Here is a 20,964-nt window from a genome sequence, read left to right as displayed (position 1 = left end):
AATGCGGACGTAAACCATCAGGTGTCGATGGATTCCCAAAACCTCTTCAACAATTCATGCGCTTCCTGCGGAGGGATTGAGCGGCGCGTCGGCGATCGGCTGCTCATTTCCCATGAATGATGCGGCAAGCGCGGCAGAATGCGACGCAGGTCTGCATATCCGTTGCGATTTGAGGGATCGTTAGAGAGTCGATTTAGAGCCATTTTCAAGCATCCTCTTTATTTTTTTATATAAATACCCCGCCGCACGGCCCAGTTTTTTTAGAGCGATGACTGTCAGACTATGGTCCGTTAACAATCACGCATAATTGCGACAAGAATTATTGGTTAACCTTTTATTCACCTGAGTCGCAATGCCTTTTCCCGTACGGATTCGTACGGAAACCTGTGATTCGCTTCATTCGCATGATGGAATCCTGATTTCAGTCGATTGAAGCAGAGCGTATGGGTAGGCAACAGCATGATGGCCTATCAGTCAGGCCATTATTGGTGTATACTGAAGATATCGTCCGTATCCTGCCTGGCCTGCGGGCGCTTGGGAGAATGTTGGCAACAATACGCGCTCCTGCCCAAGGGACAAGAGCGATGAGTGACATCTCCATTGATCTAACCACTACACCGAACAAATTGCTGTCAGGGCTATCGCCGGAAGACATGGCGCTTCTCCAGCCCTTGTTGCAACGGAAAGAGCTTCCAGCGCGAACTACCTTGGAAGCTTTCAATCAGAAATTCGACCGTGTTCATTTTATTGAATCCGGCATCCTCTCGGTGGTGACAAGCGCGTCGCGGGACCAGCAGATTGAAATTGGCATTGTCGGAAGCGAAGGCGTGTCAGGACTACCGCTCATTCTGGGAACAGACCGCTCCCCCAATTCAAGTATCATCCAGATTCCCTGCACATCGCTGAGCATGAAAACTGCAGCATTGACCGACGTCCTGTCCTCAAGCGACAGCTTGCAGCTTCGTTTGAACTCGTTTGTCCAGGCGTTTCTCGTTCAAATCGCGCAAACGGTGCTTGCCAACAGCAAGGCCAATGTCAATGAGCGCCTGGCACGTTGGCTGGTGATGGCTCACGACAGGGTTGATGGTAATGACCTGCGCCTTACCCACGAATCTTTGAGTGTCATGGTCGGTGTGCGGCGCGCAGGCATAACCGTCGCATTGCACGAGCTGGAGGGTGAGCGCCTCATCCGATCGACACGGGGGTTGATCACCATCACCGATATAATAGGGCTCAAACGCTATGCGAATGATTTCTACGGTGTAGCCGAGGCAGAATATGAGCGGTTGCTTGGATGCCCCCTGGCCCGGCAGCGCGTGCAAGGCAGGACAGCCAAGCCCATGGAAAGGCGGGAAAGTATAGAGCAGCGCCCGCATGGTTGATAATAAAAGCGGCCCAACTGACGCCAGACTGCGGACGCTCACGCAGCGCATGGTGACGGCAGGGAGGGGCATTTTTGTCCGCTCCTGCCCCCTATCTTACGCCGCGTCGCGGTTGATTTCGTAGAGCCAGGCGCGGGCCTGGCGTTGGGCTTCGGCGATTTCGCGGGCGGACATTTCGTCGGCGATTTCGGCGCGGCAGTATTGGCCTTCTTCGCTGCCAGCGAGGGCGGCGAGGTTGAACCATTTGTGGGCTTGAACCAGATCCACGACGCGGCCACCGCCACCGGAAGAAAAGGCGATACCCAGGTCGAAATAGGCATTCGGGTCGCCGCGTGCTGCGTCGGCGAGTCGGCTTTCAATCAGGAACGCAGCACTCTTGATACTGTTACCCATGACATTGAACCCCTTTTGGATTTCGTCAGGGTGGACTTTGGCTTGGGCGGGATAAAGAAATGGTTAACGCCATGAAAAGCATGTCGCGGCTGGATCGTAAATCGATGTAATGGCGTAATATTATTTCGGCTTTACTTCGATATTATCTATCAATCTTGTCTGCCCAAGCTTTGCGGCGGCCAGCAAACGCGCCGGTTGTTTCGCATTCGTCACGGGTTGCAGCGTCACCGCGTCACGCAATTCAACATAGTCGATGGAATCAAAGCCCGCAGCGGTCAGGGCGGCCTTCACTTTCGCCAAAGCCGAATCAACATCGCCGCCCTTTTCGATTCGGCTTGCCGCCTGACCCAGCGCACGCGGGAGGGCGTGGGCGGCCTTGCGCTCCTCTTCGGTCAGATAAGCGTTGCGCGATGACAAAGCGAGGCCATCCGCATCGCGTTGGGTCGGTACGCCGATGATGTCGATGTCGAAATCCAGATCGCGGGCCATACGGCGGATGACGGCAAGCTGCTGATAATCCTTTTCGCCGAATACAGCGACATCGGGCCGCACCTGATTGAACAATTTGGCGACAATGGTGGAAACCCCGTCAAAATGGCCGGGCCGCGCGCCGCCGCACAGCCCCTCGCTAACTCCGCTGACCGAAATGACGGTTGCAAAGCCGGGCGGATAGACTTGTTCCACCGGCGGCGCCCACAACAGGTCGCAGCCGTGATCGGTCAGCAATTTGACGTCGCTTGCCTCTCGCCGGGGATAGCTGTCCAGATCTTCATTGGGACCAAATTGGGTCGGATTGACGAAAATGGATGCAACGACGTGGTCGGCGTGCGCCCGCGCTTCGGCGATCAGGGCCAGATGTCCTTCATGCAGCGCGCCCATGGTGGGCACCAGTGCGATTCGCGCTTTGCCCCCTGTCGGACCAGTTTCGCGCAATGCGGCAACCGCTTCCCGAAGGAGCGCAAGTTCACGGATGATTTGCACGTTGATAAAGGCTCCGATAAGGGCAATCCATGCCTGTCCCCATTGCTATGCAGCGGCAAGGTGACAGGATCAAGATCGCGAATCGCGTTTGGGGGAAGAGCAGGCATATGTCGAACGGACAGCCGCATTATATCGTCTTTGCCAATGAAAAGGGCGGCACCGGCAAATCGACCACGGCGGTGCATGTCGCCGTCGCCTTGTCGATGCAGGGGCACACGGTTGCTGTGCTGGACCTGGACCCCCGGCAGCGGACCGTGACGCGTTACCTGGAGAATCGGGAGGAAACCTGTCGCCGGCGTGACATCGCCCTGCCCACCCCCGTCTATGCCGTACATGACGACGATAATCTGGCGTCTTTGGAGCAGCGCATTGAAACATTGGCGCGGGATGCGGATTATATCGTCGTCGACACGCCGGGACGCGATGACCGCTTCGCCAAATATATGGCCACGCGCGCCAATACGCTGGTGACGCCGATGAACGACAGCTTCGTCGATTTCGACCTGATCGGGCAGGTCGATCCCGAAAGTTTCAAGGTGCGCAAATTGAGCTTTTATTCCGAACTGATCTGGGAAGCGCGCAAGACGCGGGCCAAAAGCGATGGCGTCACCATCGACTGGGTGCTGCTGCGCAACCGGCTTCAGCATATCGAGGCGCGCAACATGCGCCGGGTGGGCGATGCGTTGCTGGAACTGTCGAAACGGGTCGGGTTTCGCGTGATTCCCGGCCTGTCGGAGCGGGTTGTCTATCGTGAGCTGTTTCCTTCGGGCCTGACCCTGCTGGACAAGGGGCAATTGGGTGAACTGGGTGTCAGCCATATCGCCGCCCGGCAGGAATTGCGCGAAATGGTGTCGGGCCTGTCCCTGCCGCTGGGGTTGGAGTTGAGGGCGGAGCAAGGCGCCGTTTGATGGGGCCACTCGCGCTGATCATTGCCGGGATTGCAGCCTGGCTGTGGTGGACCGGCAAATTACGGCGCATCACCGGTCGCGACGGTATGGCGATCGGCATGGGTGTGATCGGGGCGATGCTGTTGGCCAAGGGCAAGCCGTTGATTGGCCTGGCCCCGATGATAATGACGGGCGTCTATGCCCTATGGCGTCTGCGCACGCCCACCATCACCCGCCCGGCCGATCCGGTCAGCCTTGATATAACCGAAGCACGGGCGATACTGGGCGTTGATGAGAATGCCGATCCCGATGCCATACGCGCCGCTCACCGCCGGCTTATCAGCCTGACGCATCCCGACCGTGGCGGGACCGAGGCACTCGCCCGAAAGGTCAATGCCGCGCGCGACGTGCTATTGCGTCATTATACCGAAAAACAGGTGCCGCCGGAACGCGATTAAGCCAGAACGCCCGGATCAGACACGATCAGAAGGACACAGCATGACCCACAATTTCCACCCGACGTCCCTTCGTGAATATGACATACGCGGCGTTGTCGGCGAAACGCTGACCGAAAAGGACGCCTATGCTATTGGCCGGGGTTTCGGTACGCTGATCGCCCGCGCCGGGGGCAGCCGGGTGGCGGTGGGGTATGACGGGCGGTTGAGCTCGCCGGTGCTGGAGGCCGCGCTGGTCGAAGGGTTGAACGCCAGCGGCATATATGCCGTGTGCGTCGGCATGGGGCCAACGCCGATGCTATATTATGCCGAGGCGGTGCTGGATGTCGATGGCGGCATCCAGATAACCGGCAGCCATAATCCCGCCAATTATAATGGCTTCAAGATGGTGTTTCAGCACGGCCCATTTTTCGGCGCCGACATCCAGAAGCTGGGCCGCATGGCGGCGCAGGGTGACTGGGTGGAGGGCACGGCGGGGTCCGAACGCGTCGAGATCATGGATCGCTATGTCCAGCGGTTGTTGCAGGATTTCGACGGAGCCGCCTATCGCATCGGATGGGACGCAGGCAATGGCGCGGCAGGACCCGTGATCGAAAAGCTGGTCAAGCTGTTGCCGGGTGAGCATCACCTGTTGTTCATGGATGTCGACGGCAATTTTCCCAATCATCATCCTGACCCCACTGAAGAAAAGAATCTGGCCGATCTGAAGGCGCTCGTCGCGGAGAAAAACCTCGATTTCGGAGTGGCTTTCGATGGCGATGGCGACCGGATCGGGGCGATCGATGGGCAAGGCCGGGTGATCTGGGGCGACCAATTGCTCGCCATCTTTGCCGAACCGGTATTGAAGGAACTGCCCGGCGCTACGATTATCGCCGATGTGAAAGCCAGTCAGGCGCTTTATGACCGGATTGCGGAACTGGGCGGCAAGCCGCTGATGTGGAAAACCGGGCACAGTCTGATCAAGTCCAAAATGAAGGAAACCGACAGTCCGCTGGCAGGCGAGATGAGCGGGCATGTGTTCTTCAAGCACCAATATTATGGCTTTGACGATGCCATCTATGCCGCGGTGCGCCTGATCCGGGCGGCAACGACGCTTGGCAAGAGCGTGACGCAGTTGCGCAGCGAAATGCCCGCCATGGTCAATACGCCCGAAATGCGCTTTCAGGTCGATGAAAGCCGGAAATTCGCGGTGATCGACGAGATATTGGCGCGCCTGAGCAGCAGTGGCGCGGAGGTGAACGATACCGACGGCGCCCGCGTCAATACCGCCGATGGCTGGTGGTTGCTGCGTGCGTCGAACACGCAGGACGTCCTGGTCGCCCGTGCCGAAGCAAAGGATGAGGCGGGCCTTGCGCGACTCATGACACAGATCGATGATCAGCTTGCGCAGTCGGGCCTGCAGCGGGGGCCGCAAGCGGGGCACTGAAATAAAACTTCACCATCAGTGACCTTAAAACGACATATTCTGTAAGGGAAATCGCACGATTGCAAAAAATGCAATCGCGCTTGAGCTTTTCGCATTTGCAAATCGGTCTGTTGCGACGCAAAAAGAACCTGCCTTTCAGGCATCCTCTCCTAAAACTTTCGGGCCGTCCTTCGGGGCGGCCTTTTTTTTGGGCGGTAGAAAAAATGCCTGATGATGGGCCATCCGCTTCCCTGTCGGCGCGCTGACACTGTTCCCCCAGAGATTTGCATGACTTGCGCGCCAGCGGCTGGTGCAGCGGTATTATTTTTTATAACTTATTGATATTAAATGATTTATATTGTATTCTCGTTTACAGCGTCGACATTTTCAGTTTCTGCTAAGCCATAAAAAAGCAAGATAATGCCGAATGATCGGTTCCGACCGAAAGAAAAATGCCGGGACTTAAAAAATGAAAATTTCCTCTTGCAAAAAACATTATTGCAGTGCACAAATAACCTGCCTTTCAGGCATCCTCTCCTAAAACTTTCAGGCCGTCCTTTGGGCGGCCTTTTTTTTCGACATGCCGAGCCGATGGAAACTGCGTGTCGATACAGCGCAAGCGGGGCGCGCCGCATCGTTGCCGATGTGCCTGCCCGGTGCTATTGTTCACGCACAGGACAGACGGAGCGGATGTCATGCGGGGAACAATCCTTGCAAGCGGGTTGAGTGCGGCAGCGATGCTGTTGACGCCTGCGGTCGCGGCAGGAGCGCAAGACGCGCCGTCGATTACCAATCCAGCGGCAATCCATGTAGCAACGGGCAATGACGGATCAAAACGGATCACCTTGCCAATCCATATCGACGGCAAGGGACCGTTCAATTTCGTCGTGGACACCGGGGCAGAGCGCACCGTCATATCGCGCGAGCTGGCGACCAGGCTGGCGCTTGTCGCCGATACGCCGGTAAAGCTGAACAGCATTGGCGGCATATCCCAGGTCGATACCGTCATGATCCCCCGCCTGTCCTATGGCCATGGCGAAATGCCCGACATGCAGGCCCCCGTGCTGGATGCGGATAATCTGGGTGCGGCAGGGCTTCTGGGTCTGGACGGCCTGGAATCCAAACGGCTGCTTATCGATTTTCGCAAACAGAAAATGGAAATCAGTAACAGCAGCCAACCCATGTTCCGCGATCCTGACGCCATCGTCGTACGCGCCCGCCGCCGCTTCGGGCAGCTCGTCCTGGTGGATTCGCAGGCCAATGGCGAAAAAATTCATGTCATACTGGACACCGGAACGGAACGGAGCATCGGCAATCTGGCGTTGCTGCGCAAATTGACCCGGAAACGGAAGATCGATGCCCTGCGGCCAGTGGAAATGATAAGCGTCACCGGCGACAGGCTGATCGGGGGGTGGAATGTCATTGAACAGGTCCGCATCGGTGGCGTCAATATCAAGCAACTGGCGGTGGTGTTCACGGACGTGAGCCCGTTTCATCAACTTGGGCTGGACGACAGACCGGCGCTGTTGCTGGGCATGGATGTGCTGCGCCGGTTTGATCGGGTCGCCGTGGATTTTGGCAACAAGCGTGTCCACTTTCTGTTGCCCGATGGGGCTGAAACCGATCAGGGCGTGCGGCTGGCAAGTCGCTGAAACCAGTTGGGAATCATACCGTTGCGACAAGTAGGCTGGGCTCGCCATCATAGCCCCCCCTGAAGGGACTGTCGCATCATTCGTGCATTTCCTGATTTTCGTCGTTCCCGCGAAGGCGGGAACCCATCTCCCGACGCAAAATCAAGCGGTTAGGTCAGGAGATGGATCCCCGCCTTCGCGGGGATGACGGTAAAATGGAATTATGCAACGATCCCCACAGGGGAGAGGGAGATTGGCTACATGTTTCAAGGGCACAATTGCCAACCGGTTTCAGGGTGACGAACTTGCATGTTGAGAGTTTCGATTCCACCATATTAAAGGCCGGCTGGCGCAGTCTGACCCGTTTGTCCGAAGATCGCTTCGCCGTCGCCGTCTTGCCATACGGGATATTTCTGCATGATCGCGGCAAAGAGCGGGCTGGCGACGAGGTCCGCAAGCCAACGGTGCAGAAGCGTCAGCGGTTGTGCGTCGAACCAGCTTTGGTCGTGCCGCGCGAATTGGCGGATGAACGGAAAAATGGCGATGTCGGGCCATGTCCGGCGGGCGCCGCACAATGCCCCGCCTTTGGCCGCCAGCCGGGCATCGAGATCCTGAACGATTTCCAGAGCCGAGGCGCGATGAAGGTCCGGGTCTTCACCGGGATAGCGGGCGTGATATTTCCAGCAGTCGAGATGATGTTTGAACGCGCCGTCATTGCGGGCGATCAGCGCGTCGGCTTCTGGCGGATAATCAAGCCAGTCTTCTGGATCGTAACGACCAAGCGCCCAACAGGCAATGTCGAGGCTCTGGTCGATGACCGTACCATCAGGAAGAACCAGCACGGGGACCGTCGCCTTGGGTGAGGCGGTCAGCAGGGCTTCGGGCTTGTCGGAAAGCTTTACTTCACGCAGGCGACACAGGGTCCCGCTGACCCAAAGCCCCATGCGGGCGCGCATCGCATAGGGGCAGCGGCGAAAGCTGTAGAGAATGGGATAGTCGGCGCTCACGCCTTCGTGCCCGGCGCCGCCCCGATATGTGCTTCGCCGCGCGCCTGCGCCGCTTCTATCTGCCGCTGACGCTCCCGATAGCGTGCGCGCTGCGCCTCGTCCCGTTCGTCATGGCAATGGGGACAAGAGACACCCTCCACATAAAGGGGTGAGGCGCGATCTTGCGGCGACAGCGGCATGCGGCAGGCATGACACAGGCCATATTCGCCCTCCGCAAGACCATGGCCGACGGCCACGCGCTGATCGAACACGAAACATTCGCCCCGCCACTTGCTGTCTTCCTGATCCACGGTTTCGAGATATTTTAGAATGCCGCCCTTTAAATGATAGACGTTTTCAAACCCCCGGCTTTTGACGAAAGCCGTCGATTTTTCGCATCGGATGCCGCCGGTACAGAACATGGCGATTTTCGGCTGCTTCCCCTGTTCCAGTTTTTGCGCATAGGTATCGAACCAGGCAGGAAATTCGCCAAAGCTGGTGGTTTGGGGGTCGATTGCGCCTTCGAAACTGCCGATTGCGACTTCATAGCCATTCCGCGTGTCGATCAGGATCGTGTCCGGGTCGGAAATCAGCGCGTTCCAGTTCCGCGGCTCGACATAGGTTCCGGCATTCGTCACGGGATCAAGCTCCCCTGCCCCCATGGTGACGATTTCGCGCTTGATCCGCACCTTCATCCGGTAAAAGGGCATGTCGCTTGCAGCGGAATATTTGACATCCAGATCGGCGCACCCCGACAGGGTGCGGATATGAGCGATGACGGCGGCGAGCGCATTGTCCTCGCCCGCTATGGTTCCGTTGATCCCTTCATGCGCCAGCAGCAGCGTGCCCTTTACCCCCGCAGCGTCACAGACCGCCTGCAGCGGCGCGCGCAGGGCAGCGGGATCGTCGAAGCGCGCGAAGCGATAAAGGGCTGCGACCATGACGGAGGCAGGAACAGGGGGAGCGGTCATGGCGCGGCCTATACAATAGAGAATGCCCCATTCAAAGCCGTGACATATTCATCACGCATAACCACCATGGACTGGCGACGGGGCGTGATTTCGCTCTTTTTACGTGCTGGATTTAGAGAACGGTTAATGTTTTGCGGTAAAAGAGGGCGAACATATGCGCACTGACCATACCGACTGTTGCAAAAATGCTGCAAATTTTAACAAGCAGCGGGAATGCCAATTGTTTTGCATGGATATGGCGTACCGATAGGATTAATTGTGGTTTAACTAGCGACATATGGGAGAGGACATATCATGAAAAAATGCCTGTTGCTGCTGTCCGCCGGCGTCACCGCCCTTATCGTTCCCGCCCATGCGCAGGATGATACCGAAGCGCAATCCGCGCTGGAAACATATGACAGCAACGCGATCATCGTGACCGCGACCCGGCGCGCAAGCCCATTGAGCGACGTTCCGATCGCGGTGTCGGCGGTAACCGCCGATTCCATGCAGAACAGCGGCGCATCCGATATTCGCCAGTTGAACCAGCTTGCCCCCTCGCTGCTGGTGTCTTCGTCAGGCACAGAAGCCAATGGGGCCGCGCGTATCCGGGGCATCGGCACGGTTGGCGACAATCCGGGGCTGGAAAGCTCCGTCGCGGTGTTCATCGATGGCGTTTACCGTTCGCGAACCGGCGCAGGCCTGAACGATCTGGGCGAAATTGAACGGGTGGAGGTGCTGCGCGGACCGCAGGGTACGTTGTTCGGGCGCAATTCCTCGGCCGGTCTGCTCAACATCGTCAGCAAGTCGCCTTCGTTCAAATTCGGCGCCAATGGCGAAATCACCTATGGCAATTACGATTATTGGCGGCTGTCTGGCCGGGTAACTGGTCCTGTAACACAGGATCTGGCGCTCAGCCTGGATGGGGTATGGTCAAAGCGTGATGGTTTTTACGATCTGGTCGACACCAGCGGCAACAAGGTGGGCGACACCAATGACCGGGACCGCTATTTCCTGCGTGGCCAGGCATTGTGGGAACCCAGCGATACGCTGTCGGTGCGATTGATCGGCGATTATACCAATCGCGACGAAAGCTGCTGCGGCGCGGCCTATATCGAAACGCGCGAGCGGGTTCCGGCGGCGGCGGGCGGCTTTACCGTCAATCCCTATAACCGGATCGTCGCATTGCTGGAGCGGCAAGGCGCCTATTTCCCCGGCGATCCTTATGACCGCAACCTGTCCATCACGCCGGGCCGCGAATATGTCAGCAAGTTGGAAGACTGGGGCGTATCGGGCGAACTCAACTGGGATTTCGGTGCGGCCAAACTGACCAGCATCACCGCCTATCGTAATTACAAGAGCCAGGATTATGGCGATTATGATTACAACACCGCCGACCTGCTCTATCGCGACCCCGGCACATACCGGGAGTTCAAGACCTTTACCCAGGAATTGCGGTTGCAGGGGTCGGCCTTTGGCGAGATGCTCGACTGGTTGGTGGGCGGCTATTATGCCCATGAAAAGCTGACGCTGCGCGATAATATCCGCTTTGGTGCGGACTATGGCACCTTTACGACCTGTCGCCTGCTTGCAGGGGCGGGCGTCACGTCAACAGGTGCGGAGCTTGCCTTGCCCTGTAACAATGCCGCCGCTTTGCAGGCGACATTGCCATTCACGGCTGTGGGCGCCAATCCAATCCTGCTGGGTGGTCTGCAAGCGCTGGCCGGCATACCCGCCGGAACGGGCGATACCGATACGCGCTATTTCCAGACAAGCGAAAATTGGGCGCTGTTCACGCATAATATCGTGCATATCACAGACAAGGTCGATTTGACGCTGGGCCTGCGCTACACCCATGAAAGCAAGGATTTCTCGGCCGATCTCAACAACAACAATGCAACATGCGCGGCATTGCAGGCGCAAAATCCTGGTGGACCCAATGACCTGTATGACTTGGCGACGGGATCGTTCGGCACAGGCACCGCGCTGGCACAAGGAATCTTGACACTCGGATGCCTTGGCAACAGCAGCAACGCGCTTAATGCCCTCAACCTTCAGGACAGCTTCGGCAAAGGCGAATTTTCGGGCACTGCGGTGCTGTCATACAAGCCCATTGATCCCCTGCTGGTCTATGCCAGCTATTCGCGCGGGTACAAGGCGGGCGGCTATAATCTGGATCGTTTCCAACTTGGCACCACCGGCACCAATGTCATTCCGGCGGTATTTTCGCCACGATCCGATGCCGATGCCGCCACGTTGCGCTTTGCCGCCGAAACGGTGGATGCGTTCGAACTGGGCCTGAAATATTCCACGCGGAACTGGAGCGCCAATATCGCGGCCTTCCGTCAGGAATTTACGAATTTCCAGCTTAACACGTTCAACGGCACCAGCTTTGTCGTGCAGAACATCAATGGATGCGGCGGCACGCTGACCCCCGGAACGAACGCGGCGGGCGGCGGACGATGCGCAAAGGATGATGTGGAACCCGGCCTTGTCAGCCAGGGCGTCGAGCTGGAACTCAGCGCCAGTCCGGTCCGCAATGTGCTCGCGACGGGAGGCCTGACCTATGCGCGCGCAAAATATGCCAATCAACTGGTTGGCAGCAGCGATGGCACCATTCCGCTTGATCCGGCGCTGTTCCTTTTGCCCGGTAACATCAATTCCAACGCGCCGCAGATTGTCGCCACGGCCAGCCTTGCGTGGACGCCCGACATCGGTTCCAATGGTTTGTCGGCCCTGTTTTATATCGATGGCCGCATGACCAGCGATTATAATACCGGGTCCGATCTGTACCCGGAAAAGACGCAGGATGGCTATAGCGTGGTCAATGCCCGCATCGGTTTACGCGGTCCCGATCAGCGCTGGGCAATCGAATTCTGGGGCCAGAACATCTTTGACACAGACTATACCCAGATCGCGTTCAGCGCCCCATTGCAAAGCAGCAGCCCAGGTACATCGTCGACCGGCCAGTTCCCGACGGCGGCCATGGCGAACCAGTTGATTTCCGCCTATCTGGCCGAACCACGCACCTATGGGATTACATTACGCGGCAAGTTCTAAACGGCTGCTTTTATCGCCCCAGCCCACAAGCGTGCGCTGGGGCGTATTTTTTTGACGATAAAAAACTTCGCTAAATCAGATTGATAGGAACTTTCCGTCGCAAGGACGGTTGAGGGGAAACCGCATTTGTGGGGATGCAACATATGCAATCCCGGCGGGTCGCACCGATTGGGACGGCGGTTTGGGATATGCTGCCGTCCCTTTTTTAGTCGGTTCAAGGGCGGCTCTCGCCCCGTCGCTCTATTGCTTCGTTATGCGTACCGGGATGAACGCAGGCTGCCCGCTGCCACGCTGGACCTGCAACAGGACAGCGGTGCGGCCAGCCTGTTGTGCCTGTTTGACCGCATTCGTCAGCGCCGCTTCGGTCGTCACCGGATCATTATTGACGGTCAGGATGATGTCGCCCCGACGCAGGCCCTTTGCTCCAGCGTCCGATGACGGATCGACGCCCGTGATGACTACGCCCTTCACACTCGCACCAACGCCAAGCTGGCGCGCGATGGTCGGCGTTATCGGCGTTACCGCAACGCCCAGCGATTGCTGCATCGCCTGCTGACTGCCCTGCGGGTCCTGATTGGAGAAATCATCATCCGGTTGCTGGCCAAAGCTGGTCAGATCCTCTTCGGATGGCCGTTCACCGACTATGGCGGTTACCGTCATACGCTTGCCGTCGCGGATCAGTTCGATCGGCACCTTGCTGCCGACCGGCAGATTGGCGACGATATAGGACAAGGTATTGTCAGGCGTGACGTCCTCGCCCTTCACCTTTACGACGACATCGCCAGCCTTGATACCGGCCTTGGCCGCGGCTTCGCCCGGCACGACCTGGCCGATGAATTCGCCGCGATTCTTTGGCAGACCAAGCGATTCGGCAAGATCATCCGACATCGGACCAATGCCGACGCCCAGATAACCGCGGCTGATTGTTTCGCCGCCTTTCAGCTTGTCGATGATCGGCCCGGCGGTTTCGGCGGGGATGGCGAAACCAATCCCGACATTGCCGCCGGTGGGTGACAGAATCTGCGAATTGATGCCGATGACATTGCCGCTAAGGTCGAACATCGGGCCACCGCTGTTGCCCTGATTGATCGATGCATCGGTCTGAATGAAGCGGTCATAAGCGCCGCCCTGCCCCGTATTGCGGTGGATCGCAGATACGATGCCGGCCGTGACCGTGCTGCCAAGACCAAAGGGATTGCCGATGGCGAGCACCCAGTCGCCCACGCGCGTTTTCGTGCTGTCGCCGAATTTTACGAAGGGCAGACCCTTTGCATCAATCTTCAGCACAGCCAGATCAGAGGCGACATCGCGGCTGATCAACTTTGCTTCATATTCCTTGCGATTGGGCAGAGTGACCGTGATGGAATCGACCGAGGCATTGGCGGTCCCGCCCGACACGACATGGGCGTTGGTGACGACATAGCCATCGGACGATACGATGAAGCCTGAACCCAGCGACTGCGCCTCGCGCGTTTGCGGCTGGCCGCCGGGCGGGCCGAACAAGCTGCCAAAAGGCGTGCCTTCAAAGGGGTTCTGGACCTTCACGCGCTGGCGCGTTGAAATATTGACGACGGCGGGCTGCAAGCGTTCGACCATGTCGGCAAAGCTCGTCGGTGCACCGCGCGGTGCCGCGGCCTGCATCGCTGGGCCCTCGTTCTGGGCGGTTTGCGCGCCCAACGGCTGCTGCGATGTTACGGCGATGGCTGTGCCACCCAGGAGAAGAGCTGCAGTAATCGCGTAAGCGTAACGCACGTTCAAAATTCCTCTCATTCCGAAAGCGACCTCGCGGGACTGGCCCTATGTCGCCTGTAGTCTTAACCTATATTGAATAAGCCGGTTCCTCAAACTGGCTACAGCACTAACGCCCCTGAAATTCCTTCAGATAAGCGTTATTGGGCGACAATATGACGGATGCCTCGCCCTTCGCCTGTTGCGAGAAGGTGATCCGGTAACTCTGCATCGCCCGATAGAATTCATAGAAGGACGCGTCCTTGTTGAAACTGTCCGCATAGATGCGCGATGCGGTGGCGTCGGCCTCTGCACGGATGATCTGCGCCTGTTTGGCACCCTGCGCCCGGATGGTGAGTGCTTCCTGTTCGCGCGCCGTGCGCATGCGCTGGAACGCGCTTTGCAGCGGCGTGCCATCGGGAAGATCGGCCCGCTTGATCCGCACGTCGATAATTTCCGCGCCATATTGGCGGGCGACACGATTAAGGCCTGCCTCGATGTTGCGCATCACCTGTCCGCGTTCTGGACTGAGCAGCGCCGCAAATGGTCGCTTGCCCAGTTCGTTACGCAATGCCGAACCCAATATTGGACGCAATTCGTCCGACACGCGGCCCTCGCTGCCCGCTGTGATATACATGCGCAACGGATTGATGATGCGGTAACGGGCAAAGGCATCGACCTGCAGGCGAAGCTGATCGGTGGACAATACCTGCTGGCGCTCCATTTCGACACTCAGCACGCGTTTGTCGATCCACACGATCTGTTCGGCAAAGGGGATACGGGCGATCAGGCCCGCGCCGGTGTTGCCGAAACCTTCATTGGGTTTGAAGCGGTTCACTATTCGCACAGGTTCGCCAAAGCGGACGATCACCGCCTGCCGAGTTTCCGGAACGATCGAAAATGTGCTGCCGATCAGGATCAGCAGCGCAACGACCACAATCGCCAGCACAACCGGATTACGCATCAAATAATTCATTATTGGCCTCCCCCGGCCGGACTGGCAGGGGTTGCCTGCTGCGTGCGCTTGTGAATTTCGGGCAAGGCCAGATAAGGCGTCACGTTACCAGTTTCGACGATGGTCTTGTCGAGGTTGGCCAGCACTTCCTCCATGGTTTCGTAATACATGCGGCGGCGGGTAACCTCTGGCGCCAGACGGTATTCGCTGTAGACCTTGTCAAAGGCGGCGGCTTCACCCTGCGCCTTTGCGGTCAATTGCTGGGCATAAGCGCGCGCTTCGTTCATATAGGTTTGCGCTGTCTGTTGTGCGGCGGACACTTCCTTGAAGGCGTCATTGACCGCTTCGGGCGGATCGGCCTGCTTGATGGCGACACCCTGCACCAATATGCCCGAACGATAGCCGTCCAGAATTTCCTGCATCCGCTGTTGCACGCGCTGTTCGATTTCGGTGCGGCCCGAACCGATGGTGTCATTCAGCGAAACAGTGGCAACGACCGAACGCATCGCTGATTCCGCGACCTCCCGGATGGTTTCTTCCGGATTGGCCAGTTCAAATTTGTAGAAATCGGCGCGGCGGATGTTCCAGCGTACCGAATAGGCCAGGTCGACGATATTCTGATCGCCGGTTAGTACCAGCTTTTCCCCGGTTCCGGTGGGAATATCGATGGTGCGGATTTCCTCCACATCGACAACCTGCACACTATCGAAGGGTGCAGGCAGGCTGAAGCTGATACCCGGCGTCATGGTACTGACATAGCTGCCCAGTCGCGTCAGCACGCCGCGTTCCTGCGGCCCGATGCGATGAACGCTGGTCAAAGCAATCCAGATGATGACGAACAATATCGCCAGAATCGGCCATAATTGCCTGCCGCCGGGACTTTGAGGCATGCCGCCGCCAAAGCCCTCGCGGCCCCGGCGCAACAACTCATCAAGCGCCGTGGGGCCACGTCCGCGCGGACGCCCCCCCGGCGGAGGTTGATTCCATGGATTGCGCGGACCTTTACCGCCCCCATCATCGCCGCCGCCTGTGCCGCCGCCATCGGAGCCGCCGCCCCATGGGCCGCCTGTATTCATTGCTGCGCCAACCTGTGCAAACCATCGGGTAATTTTTGTCATGCACCCTCTATAGGAAGCCCCGGCATGGAAAAACAGTGCCTTTCCGATCATATTCCACTAAGGCACCGCCATGACCGACATTGAAGATATCACGAAGGTGCTGGAAACAGCCGCCAAAGGCCGCGCAAGCGCACCCCGCCTCAAAGATGGCGTGCTCAGTCTGGTTCTGGACGTGACCGGCCTGTCCGAAATGCAGCGCGAGGTGATAGAGGCCGGTATTCGGGGCCAGATGAAATCCCTGGACGGCATCACCGACGTGCGGATCGCCATGACAGCGGAAAAGAAGGTGGTCCGCCTGATCGCCGTGGGCAGTGGCAAGGGCGGCGTCGGCAAATCGACGCTATCGGCAAATCTGGCGATTGCGCTGAAACGCGTGGGGATGAAGGTCGGCATTGTCGATGCGGATATTTACGGCCCCTCCCAACCGCGCCTGCTGGGCAGCGAAGGCACGCGGCCGCAGGCAGAAGACAAGAAGCTGATCCCTGTTCCCAATGCCTATGGCGTGCCGATGCTGTCGATGGGCCAGCTTGCCCAGCCCGGTCAAGCAATCGCCTGGCGCGGACCGATGGCCGGCAATGCACTGGGCCAGTTGATCGACGCGCATTGGGGCGATATCGACGTGCTGATCGTCGACCTGCCGCCCGGCACCGGTGACGTGCAATTGTCGATGATGCAAAAACACAAACCCGCAGGCGCGATCATCGTTTCAACCCCGCAGGATCTGGCGCTGATCGATGCAACCCGCGCGGTCAATCTGTTTGAACAGGCGGATATTCCGATGATCGGCCTGGTTGAGAATATGGCCGGATATGCCTGTCCCCATTGCGGCGAAATTTCCGATCCCTTTGGCACGGGCGGCGCGGAGGCGGCAGCCAGGCAGATGGGCATGCCGTTCCTTGGCCGCATCCCTCTGCACATTGCGATCCGCACGGCGTCCGACGCAGGCGAGCCACCCGCAGCGACAGATGGCGAACAGGGTGCGCCATTCATGGCGATCGCGGAAAAAGTTGCGCGGTGGATTGAGAATAGCCGCCCGCGTTAAGGCGGGTCTTCTCTGCCATCTCTCCTTCAGGGGAGAGGGCGGTGAGGCGAAGCCGAACCGGGAGAGGGGAAGGGCGACCCACGGCCCCCTCTCCCCGGCCCTCTCCCCTGAAGGAGAGAGGGGGATTGATGGCTACTTCTTATTCCGGCTTATCCCGGCGACCTTTGGAATCTCCAACCCGCTCCCTACATGATGGGTGAAGGAGAATATCCATGCCATTGACCCGCGATGAAGATATTGCCCAGCTTTTGCGCGACACCCGCACGATCGCCATGATCGGGGCGTCGGACAATCCAGAGCGCGCCAGTTACCGCGTGATGGCCTTCCTGCAACAGCAGGGCTATCGCGTCATGCCTGTTAATCCGCAGATTGCGGGCGAACATATTCATGGCGAATTCGTCTGGGCCGGACTGGACCAGATTGGTGTTCCTGTCGATCTGGTGGATGTATTCCGCAATAGCGAGGCGGCCGGTGAGGCTGTGGATGCAGCCATTGCGATCGGCGCAAAGGCGGTGTGGATGCAATTGGGCGTTATCAACGAAGCCGCCGCCGCGCGGGCCGAAGCGGCGGGTCTGAAAGTGGTCATGGACCGCTGTCCCAAGATCGAAATTCCGCGCCTTGGCATCGCGCCGGTCGAATCCTGAACAATCCCCCCTTCCACCACGCCCATTCCCCCTCTATCAGACTGGAATGACGCGATTGCGGGGCAGTATAGAGGAAAAGAGCGGGATCAGCCGTCGGCACCTGCTGATCGGTGGCGGAGCGGGCGTGGGGTTGTTGCTGGCGTGGGCGGTGTGGCCGCGCAGTTATACGCCCAACCTGAATGCGGCGAAGGGCGAGCATGTCGTCAACGCCTTCCTGAAAATCGCGGAAGACGGGCAGATTATCGTGATCGTGCCGCAGGCCGAGCTTGGGCAAGGCGTCTATACGGTATTGCCCCAGATATTGGCCGATGAGCTGGGCGCGGACTGGCGCACCATTGCGGTGCAGCCTGCGCCGATCAGCTCGCTTTATGCCAATACATTGATTGCCGGGCAATGGCTGGGCAACGACATGCCGAGCCTGGTTGGCAAGGCCGGCGCCTGGGCTACGCGCGAATATGCCATCCGATCCGCGATGATGTTGACCGGCGGGTCGAGCTCAGTGCGGATGTTCGCGCCCCAATATCGGGATGCAGGCGCGGCGGCGCGCATTTTACTGTGCAAGGCGGCGGCGGCGCGCTGGGACGTGGACTGGGAAGCGTGCGAAACGAAGGACGGCTTTGTCGTGCTGGGCGATCAAAAGCTGCGCTTTGGCGAATTGGCCGCAGAGGCGATGGATTATGACCTGCCCGCCATATTGCCGATGCGGCCCAGCAGCGATGGCAAAGATGACGAGGGCCTGGTCGGTCAGGACCTGCCGCGCCTCGACCTGCCGGCAAAGATCGACGGATCGGCCAATTATGCCGCCGACATTCGTTTACCGGACATGGTCTTCGCCTCCATCCGACAGGGACCGATCGGCAATGCAAGGGTCAAGTCCTTCAGCGAGGCCGAGGCGAAAAAGGTCACGGGCTTTTTGAAGATCATCAAACAAGATCGCTGGGTCGCGGTGGTCGGCAGTAATTGGTGGGCGGCGAACAAGGCGCTCAATCTGCTCGACCCGGTATTTACGGTCGATGGCAGATTGATCGACAATGAAGCGATCGATGCCGCATTGGAGAGAGCGTTTGACAGTGACGATGGCGAACGTTTTGTCCATCAGGGCGATCTGGACGCGGTGTTCGGCGGGGCGCAAATCGTTGCCAGCGAATATCAGGTAGCGCCTGCGCTCCACCTTGCCATGGAGCCGATGGCGGCAACCGCGCATGTGCATGACGGGCAGGCGGAAATCTGGATGCCGACGCAGGCCCCCGCCTTTGCCCGTGCCGCCGTCGCCGATGCGCTGGGCCTCGCGCAATCCGACGTCATTCTCTATCCGCTGCTCGCAGGCGGATCGTTCGGGCGCAAGATGGAGGCCGAGGCCGCCGTGCAGGCCGCGATCATCGCGCAGGAGATGGGGCGGCCAGTGCAGCTTTTGTGGTCGCGCGCAGAAGACATCATGCACGACCGTCCCCGCGCCCCCGCCCATGCGCGCATGGCGGCAAAGCTTGCGCGTGGCGGCTATATCGAGGGATGGCTGGCCAAGATCGCCGCACCCGCCACCATGACGGAGCTCTGGGCGCGGATGACCGATGGCGCCCTGCCGCATGAAGCGATGGACAAGGCCGCGCAAACGACTGAGCGTGCAGCGATTTCGGGGGCGCTGCCGCCCTATGCGATGAAGGCCTTCGCCATTGATCATTATCCTGCGGCTGTCGGCATCCCTGCCGGTCGCTGGCGCGGCAATGCCGATCATTATAATGCCTTTTTCAACGAATGCTTCATCGATGAACTGGCGCAGGTTGCAGGCATAGAGCCAATGTCATTTCGTATGCAGATGCTGGGCAACGCGCCGCGCCTTGCCCATTGCCTGTCCACCGCAGCGGCGTTGGGCGGTTGGGAAGGCGGCATCGCGGGCAGCGGTCAGGGCATCGCCTGTCACAGCATGGCGGGCAGCCATATTGCGGTTCTGGTCGCAGCGGAGATCAAGCAGAACCGCGTGCATGTCGGGCGCATCGTCGCGGCGGTGGATTGTGGAGCGCAGGTCAATCCCGACATCGCCCGGCAACAGATAGAAGGCGGCCTGATCTTTGGCCTGACATCTGCATTGGGCGGATCGACCGCCTATGAACGCGCCATGCCCACAACCATGCGGCTGGGCGAATTGGGCCTGCCTCGCCTTGCCGACATAGGAGAGGTGGTGGTGGAATTCATCCGCAGCAATGAAGAACCGGGCGGTATCGGCGAAATCGGGGTGCCGGCAGTCGCTCCGGCCATCGCCAATGCGCTGTTTACCGCCACGGGCGAGCGCTTTCGTACCCTGCCATTGCTGGCGGCACGATGAAATGACAAGCCTGCCAGACGAACATCCGCCCATATCCGCGCCACGTACCGGCATTTTGCTGGTCAATCTGGGCACGCCGGACGCGCCCGAGCCCAAAGCGGTCAAACGTTATCTGAAGCAATTTCTGTCCGATCCGCGCGTTATCGAAATCCCGCCGGTCATCTGGCAGCCGATTCTGCGCGGCATCATCCTGAATGTGCGCCCGAAAAAATCCGCCCATGCCTATCGCCAGATCTGGACGCCCGATGGATCGCCGCTGGCCAGCATTACCAAAGCGCAGGCACAGGCGCTTCAGGCGCATATGGGCGATGATCTGATGATCGACTGGGCCATGCGTTATGGCAATCCGTCGATTGAGAGCCGCCTTCTCGCCATGACGGATGCGGGTTGCGAGCGCCTGCTCGTCGCGCCGCTCTATCCCCAATATTGCGCGGCCACCACGGCAAGCGTTCAGGACGAAGTTTTTCGCGTACTCGGCACCCTGCGCAGGCAGCCCGCGATCCGGACGCTGGCGCCCTATCATGATGATCCGGCTTATATCGATGCGCTCAAGTCGCAGATCGAACGACAATTATCGGCGCTGGATTTCGTGCCTGATGTGCTGGTCGCAAGCTTTCATGGGATGCCTCAGCGTACATTGGCACTGGGCGATCCCTATCATTGCCATTGCCAGAAGACGGCCCGCCTGCTGGGCGAAGCGTTGGGCCGGGATATTGTCACTGCTTTCCAGTCACGCTTTGGCAGGGCAAAATGGCTGGAGCCGGCGACTGATAAGACATTGGCCCGATTGGCCGAAGAAGGCATTCGTCATATTGCGGTAACAACGCCGGGCTTTAGCGCGGACTGCATCGAGACGCTGGAGGAAATCGCGCTTCGGGGAAGAGACAGTTTTTTACGCCATGGCGGCGAAAAATTCGCGTTTCTTCCCTGTTTAAACGCCGAGGACGAGGCTATCCTGATGTACGACAAGATTCTGGGTCGCGAACTATCGGGCTGGTGGCAGCGCCCGTAGTGGTGGGTCATATAT

At 58.9% G+C, this 20,964-nt stretch carries 17 protein-coding genes; 10 read left to right on the top strand and 7 right to left on the bottom strand.

The window, feature by feature from the left end; translation table 11 throughout:
* Positions 1-584 precede the first annotated feature (584 nt).
* Entirely contained in the window at positions 585-1,382 is a 798-nt protein-coding gene (locus L3X40_RS04290; protein ID WP_237364555.1) for a Crp/Fnr family transcriptional regulator, read from the top strand.
* Positions 1,383-1,478: 96 nt separating this feature from the next.
* Here the strand turns inward: L3X40_RS04290 and L3X40_RS04285 are convergent, their stop codons facing one another.
* Positions 1,479-1,775, bottom strand: coding sequence for a hypothetical protein (locus tag L3X40_RS04285; RefSeq protein ID WP_237364554.1), 297 nt, complete (start codon positions 1,773-1,775; stop codon positions 1,479-1,481).
* Between the two features lie 120 nt (positions 1,776-1,895).
* Complete coding sequence (gene panC, locus L3X40_RS04280) at positions 1,896-2,756, bottom strand: pantoate--beta-alanine ligase (protein ID WP_237364553.1); 861 nt, start codon at positions 2,754-2,756, stop codon at positions 1,896-1,898.
* Between the two features lie 107 nt (positions 2,757-2,863).
* On the opposite strand from panC, the gene L3X40_RS04275 reads away from it, so the two are divergent.
* From L3X40_RS04275 to L3X40_RS04260, 4 genes are all read left to right on the top strand, one after another.
* On the top strand, positions 2,864-3,664 hold the full coding sequence (locus L3X40_RS04275) for a division plane positioning ATPase MipZ (protein WP_237364552.1): 801 nt from the start codon (positions 2,864-2,866) through the stop codon (positions 3,662-3,664).
* A complete protein-coding gene (locus L3X40_RS04270; protein WP_237364551.1) occupies positions 3,664-4,101 on the top strand; it encodes a J domain-containing protein in 438 nt (145 codons plus the stop codon). Before L3X40_RS04275 ends, L3X40_RS04270 begins: the two co-directional genes overlap by 1 nt.
* Before the next feature lie 40 nt (positions 4,102-4,141).
* Positions 4,142-5,524 (top strand): phosphoglucomutase/phosphomannomutase PgmG, encoded by a 1,383-nt coding sequence (gene pgmG / locus L3X40_RS04265; RefSeq protein WP_237364550.1) that lies wholly within the window; start codon positions 4,142-4,144, stop codon positions 5,522-5,524.
* A gap of 674 nt (positions 5,525-6,198) precedes the next feature.
* The gene (locus L3X40_RS04260) at positions 6,199-7,155 is read left to right on the top strand and encodes a retroviral-like aspartic protease family protein (protein ID WP_237364549.1); all 957 of its coding nucleotides are present in this window, start codon (positions 6,199-6,201) and stop codon (positions 7,153-7,155) included.
* A 314-nt stretch (positions 7,156-7,469) separates the two neighbouring features.
* Here L3X40_RS04260 and L3X40_RS04255 read toward each other — a convergent pair whose 3' ends face one another.
* Positions 7,470-8,141, bottom strand: a complete 672-nt coding sequence (locus L3X40_RS04255; protein WP_272907920.1) for a glutathione S-transferase — start codon at positions 8,139-8,141, stop codon at positions 7,470-7,472.
* Positions 8,138-9,091, bottom strand: a complete 954-nt coding sequence (gene trhO / locus L3X40_RS04250) for an oxygen-dependent tRNA uridine(34) hydroxylase TrhO (RefSeq protein ID WP_237364548.1) — start codon at positions 9,089-9,091, stop codon at positions 8,138-8,140. The genes L3X40_RS04255 and trhO overlap by 4 nt, the downstream gene beginning before the upstream one ends.
* 294 nt (positions 9,092-9,385) lie before the next feature.
* Here trhO and L3X40_RS04245 point away from each other — a divergent pair, with 294 nt between their 5' ends.
* Positions 9,386-12,130, top strand: coding sequence for a TonB-dependent receptor (locus L3X40_RS04245; protein ID WP_237364547.1), 2,745 nt, complete (start codon positions 9,386-9,388; stop codon positions 12,128-12,130).
* Between the two features lie 240 nt (positions 12,131-12,370).
* On the opposite strand, the gene L3X40_RS04240 is transcribed toward L3X40_RS04245, so the two are convergent.
* The 3 genes from L3X40_RS04240 to hflK all read right to left on the bottom strand — a co-directional run bounded on the left by L3X40_RS04240 (position 12,371) and on the right by hflK (position 15,931).
* The gene (locus tag L3X40_RS04240; protein WP_237364546.1) at positions 12,371-13,882 is read right to left on the bottom strand and encodes a Do family serine endopeptidase; all 1,512 of its coding nucleotides are present in this window, start codon (positions 13,880-13,882) and stop codon (positions 12,371-12,373) included.
* Positions 13,883-13,988: 106 nt separating this feature from the next.
* Positions 13,989-14,834, bottom strand: coding sequence for a protease modulator HflC (gene hflC / locus L3X40_RS04235; protein WP_237364545.1), 846 nt, complete (start codon positions 14,832-14,834; stop codon positions 13,989-13,991).
* A complete protein-coding gene (gene hflK / locus L3X40_RS04230; protein ID WP_237364544.1) occupies positions 14,834-15,931 on the bottom strand; it encodes an FtsH protease activity modulator HflK in 1,098 nt (365 codons plus the stop codon). The genes hflC and hflK overlap by 1 nt, the downstream gene beginning before the upstream one ends.
* A 70-nt stretch (positions 15,932-16,001) precedes the next feature.
* Between hflK and L3X40_RS04225 the strand changes: the two genes are divergently transcribed.
* The 4 genes from L3X40_RS04225 to hemH all read left to right on the top strand — a co-directional run bounded on the left by L3X40_RS04225 (position 16,002) and on the right by hemH (position 20,949).
* Entirely contained in the window at positions 16,002-16,973 is a 972-nt protein-coding gene (locus tag L3X40_RS04225) for an Mrp/NBP35 family ATP-binding protein (protein ID WP_237364543.1), read from the top strand.
* 212 nt (positions 16,974-17,185) lie between these two features.
* Positions 17,186-17,617, top strand: a complete 432-nt coding sequence (locus L3X40_RS04220; RefSeq protein ID WP_237364542.1) for a CoA-binding protein — start codon at positions 17,186-17,188, stop codon at positions 17,615-17,617.
* Positions 17,618-17,663: 46 nt separating this feature from the next.
* A complete protein-coding gene (locus L3X40_RS04215; protein WP_237364541.1) occupies positions 17,664-19,937 on the top strand; it encodes a xanthine dehydrogenase family protein molybdopterin-binding subunit in 2,274 nt (757 codons plus the stop codon).
* A 1-nt stretch (position 19,938) separates the two neighbouring features.
* Positions 19,939-20,949: a ferrochelatase gene (gene hemH, locus L3X40_RS04210; RefSeq protein ID WP_237364540.1), complete on the top strand. Its 1,011-nt coding sequence runs from the start codon at positions 19,939-19,941 to the stop codon at positions 20,947-20,949.
* Positions 20,950-20,964 lie beyond the last annotated feature (15 nt).

This window comes from Rhizorhapis sp. SPR117, from assembly GCF_021742065.1.
This window is presented reverse-complemented; position numbering and strand designations above follow the sequence as displayed.

Excerpts from the sequence above, each read along its gene's own strand:
- hemH (WP_237364540.1), top strand. The coding sequence starts at position 19,939 with ATGACAAGCCTGCCAGACGAACATCCGCCCATATCCGCGCCACGTACC.
- L3X40_RS04215 (WP_237364541.1), top strand. The coding sequence starts at position 17,664 with ATGACGCGATTGCGGGGCAGTATAGAGGAAAAGAGCGGGATCAGCCGT.
- pgmG (WP_237364550.1), top strand. The coding sequence starts at position 4,142 with ATGACCCACAATTTCCACCCGACGTCCCTTCGTGAATATGACATACGC.
- L3X40_RS04285 (WP_237364554.1), bottom strand. The coding sequence starts at position 1,775 with ATGGGTAACAGTATCAAGAGTGCTGCGTTCCTGATTGAAAGCCGACTC.
- hflK (WP_237364544.1), bottom strand. The coding sequence starts at position 15,931 with ATGACAAAAATTACCCGATGGTTTGCACAGGTTGGCGCAGCAATGAAT.
- L3X40_RS04270 (WP_237364551.1), top strand. The coding sequence starts at position 3,664 with ATGGGGCCACTCGCGCTGATCATTGCCGGGATTGCAGCCTGGCTGTGG.
- L3X40_RS04220 (WP_237364542.1), top strand. The coding sequence starts at position 17,186 with ATGCCATTGACCCGCGATGAAGATATTGCCCAGCTTTTGCGCGACACC.
- trhO (WP_237364548.1), bottom strand. The coding sequence starts at position 9,091 with ATGACCGCTCCCCCTGTTCCTGCCTCCGTCATGGTCGCAGCCCTTTAT.
- L3X40_RS04260 (WP_237364549.1), top strand. The coding sequence starts at position 6,199 with ATGCGGGGAACAATCCTTGCAAGCGGGTTGAGTGCGGCAGCGATGCTG.
- L3X40_RS04225 (WP_237364543.1), top strand. The coding sequence starts at position 16,002 with ATGACCGACATTGAAGATATCACGAAGGTGCTGGAAACAGCCGCCAAA.
- L3X40_RS04290 (WP_237364555.1), top strand. The coding sequence starts at position 585 with ATGAGTGACATCTCCATTGATCTAACCACTACACCGAACAAATTGCTG.
- L3X40_RS04245 (WP_237364547.1), top strand. The coding sequence starts at position 9,386 with ATGAAAAAATGCCTGTTGCTGCTGTCCGCCGGCGTCACCGCCCTTATC.
- hflC (WP_237364545.1), bottom strand. The coding sequence starts at position 14,834 with ATGAATTATTTGATGCGTAATCCGGTTGTGCTGGCGATTGTGGTCGTT.
- L3X40_RS04275 (WP_237364552.1), top strand. The coding sequence starts at position 2,864 with ATGTCGAACGGACAGCCGCATTATATCGTCTTTGCCAATGAAAAGGGC.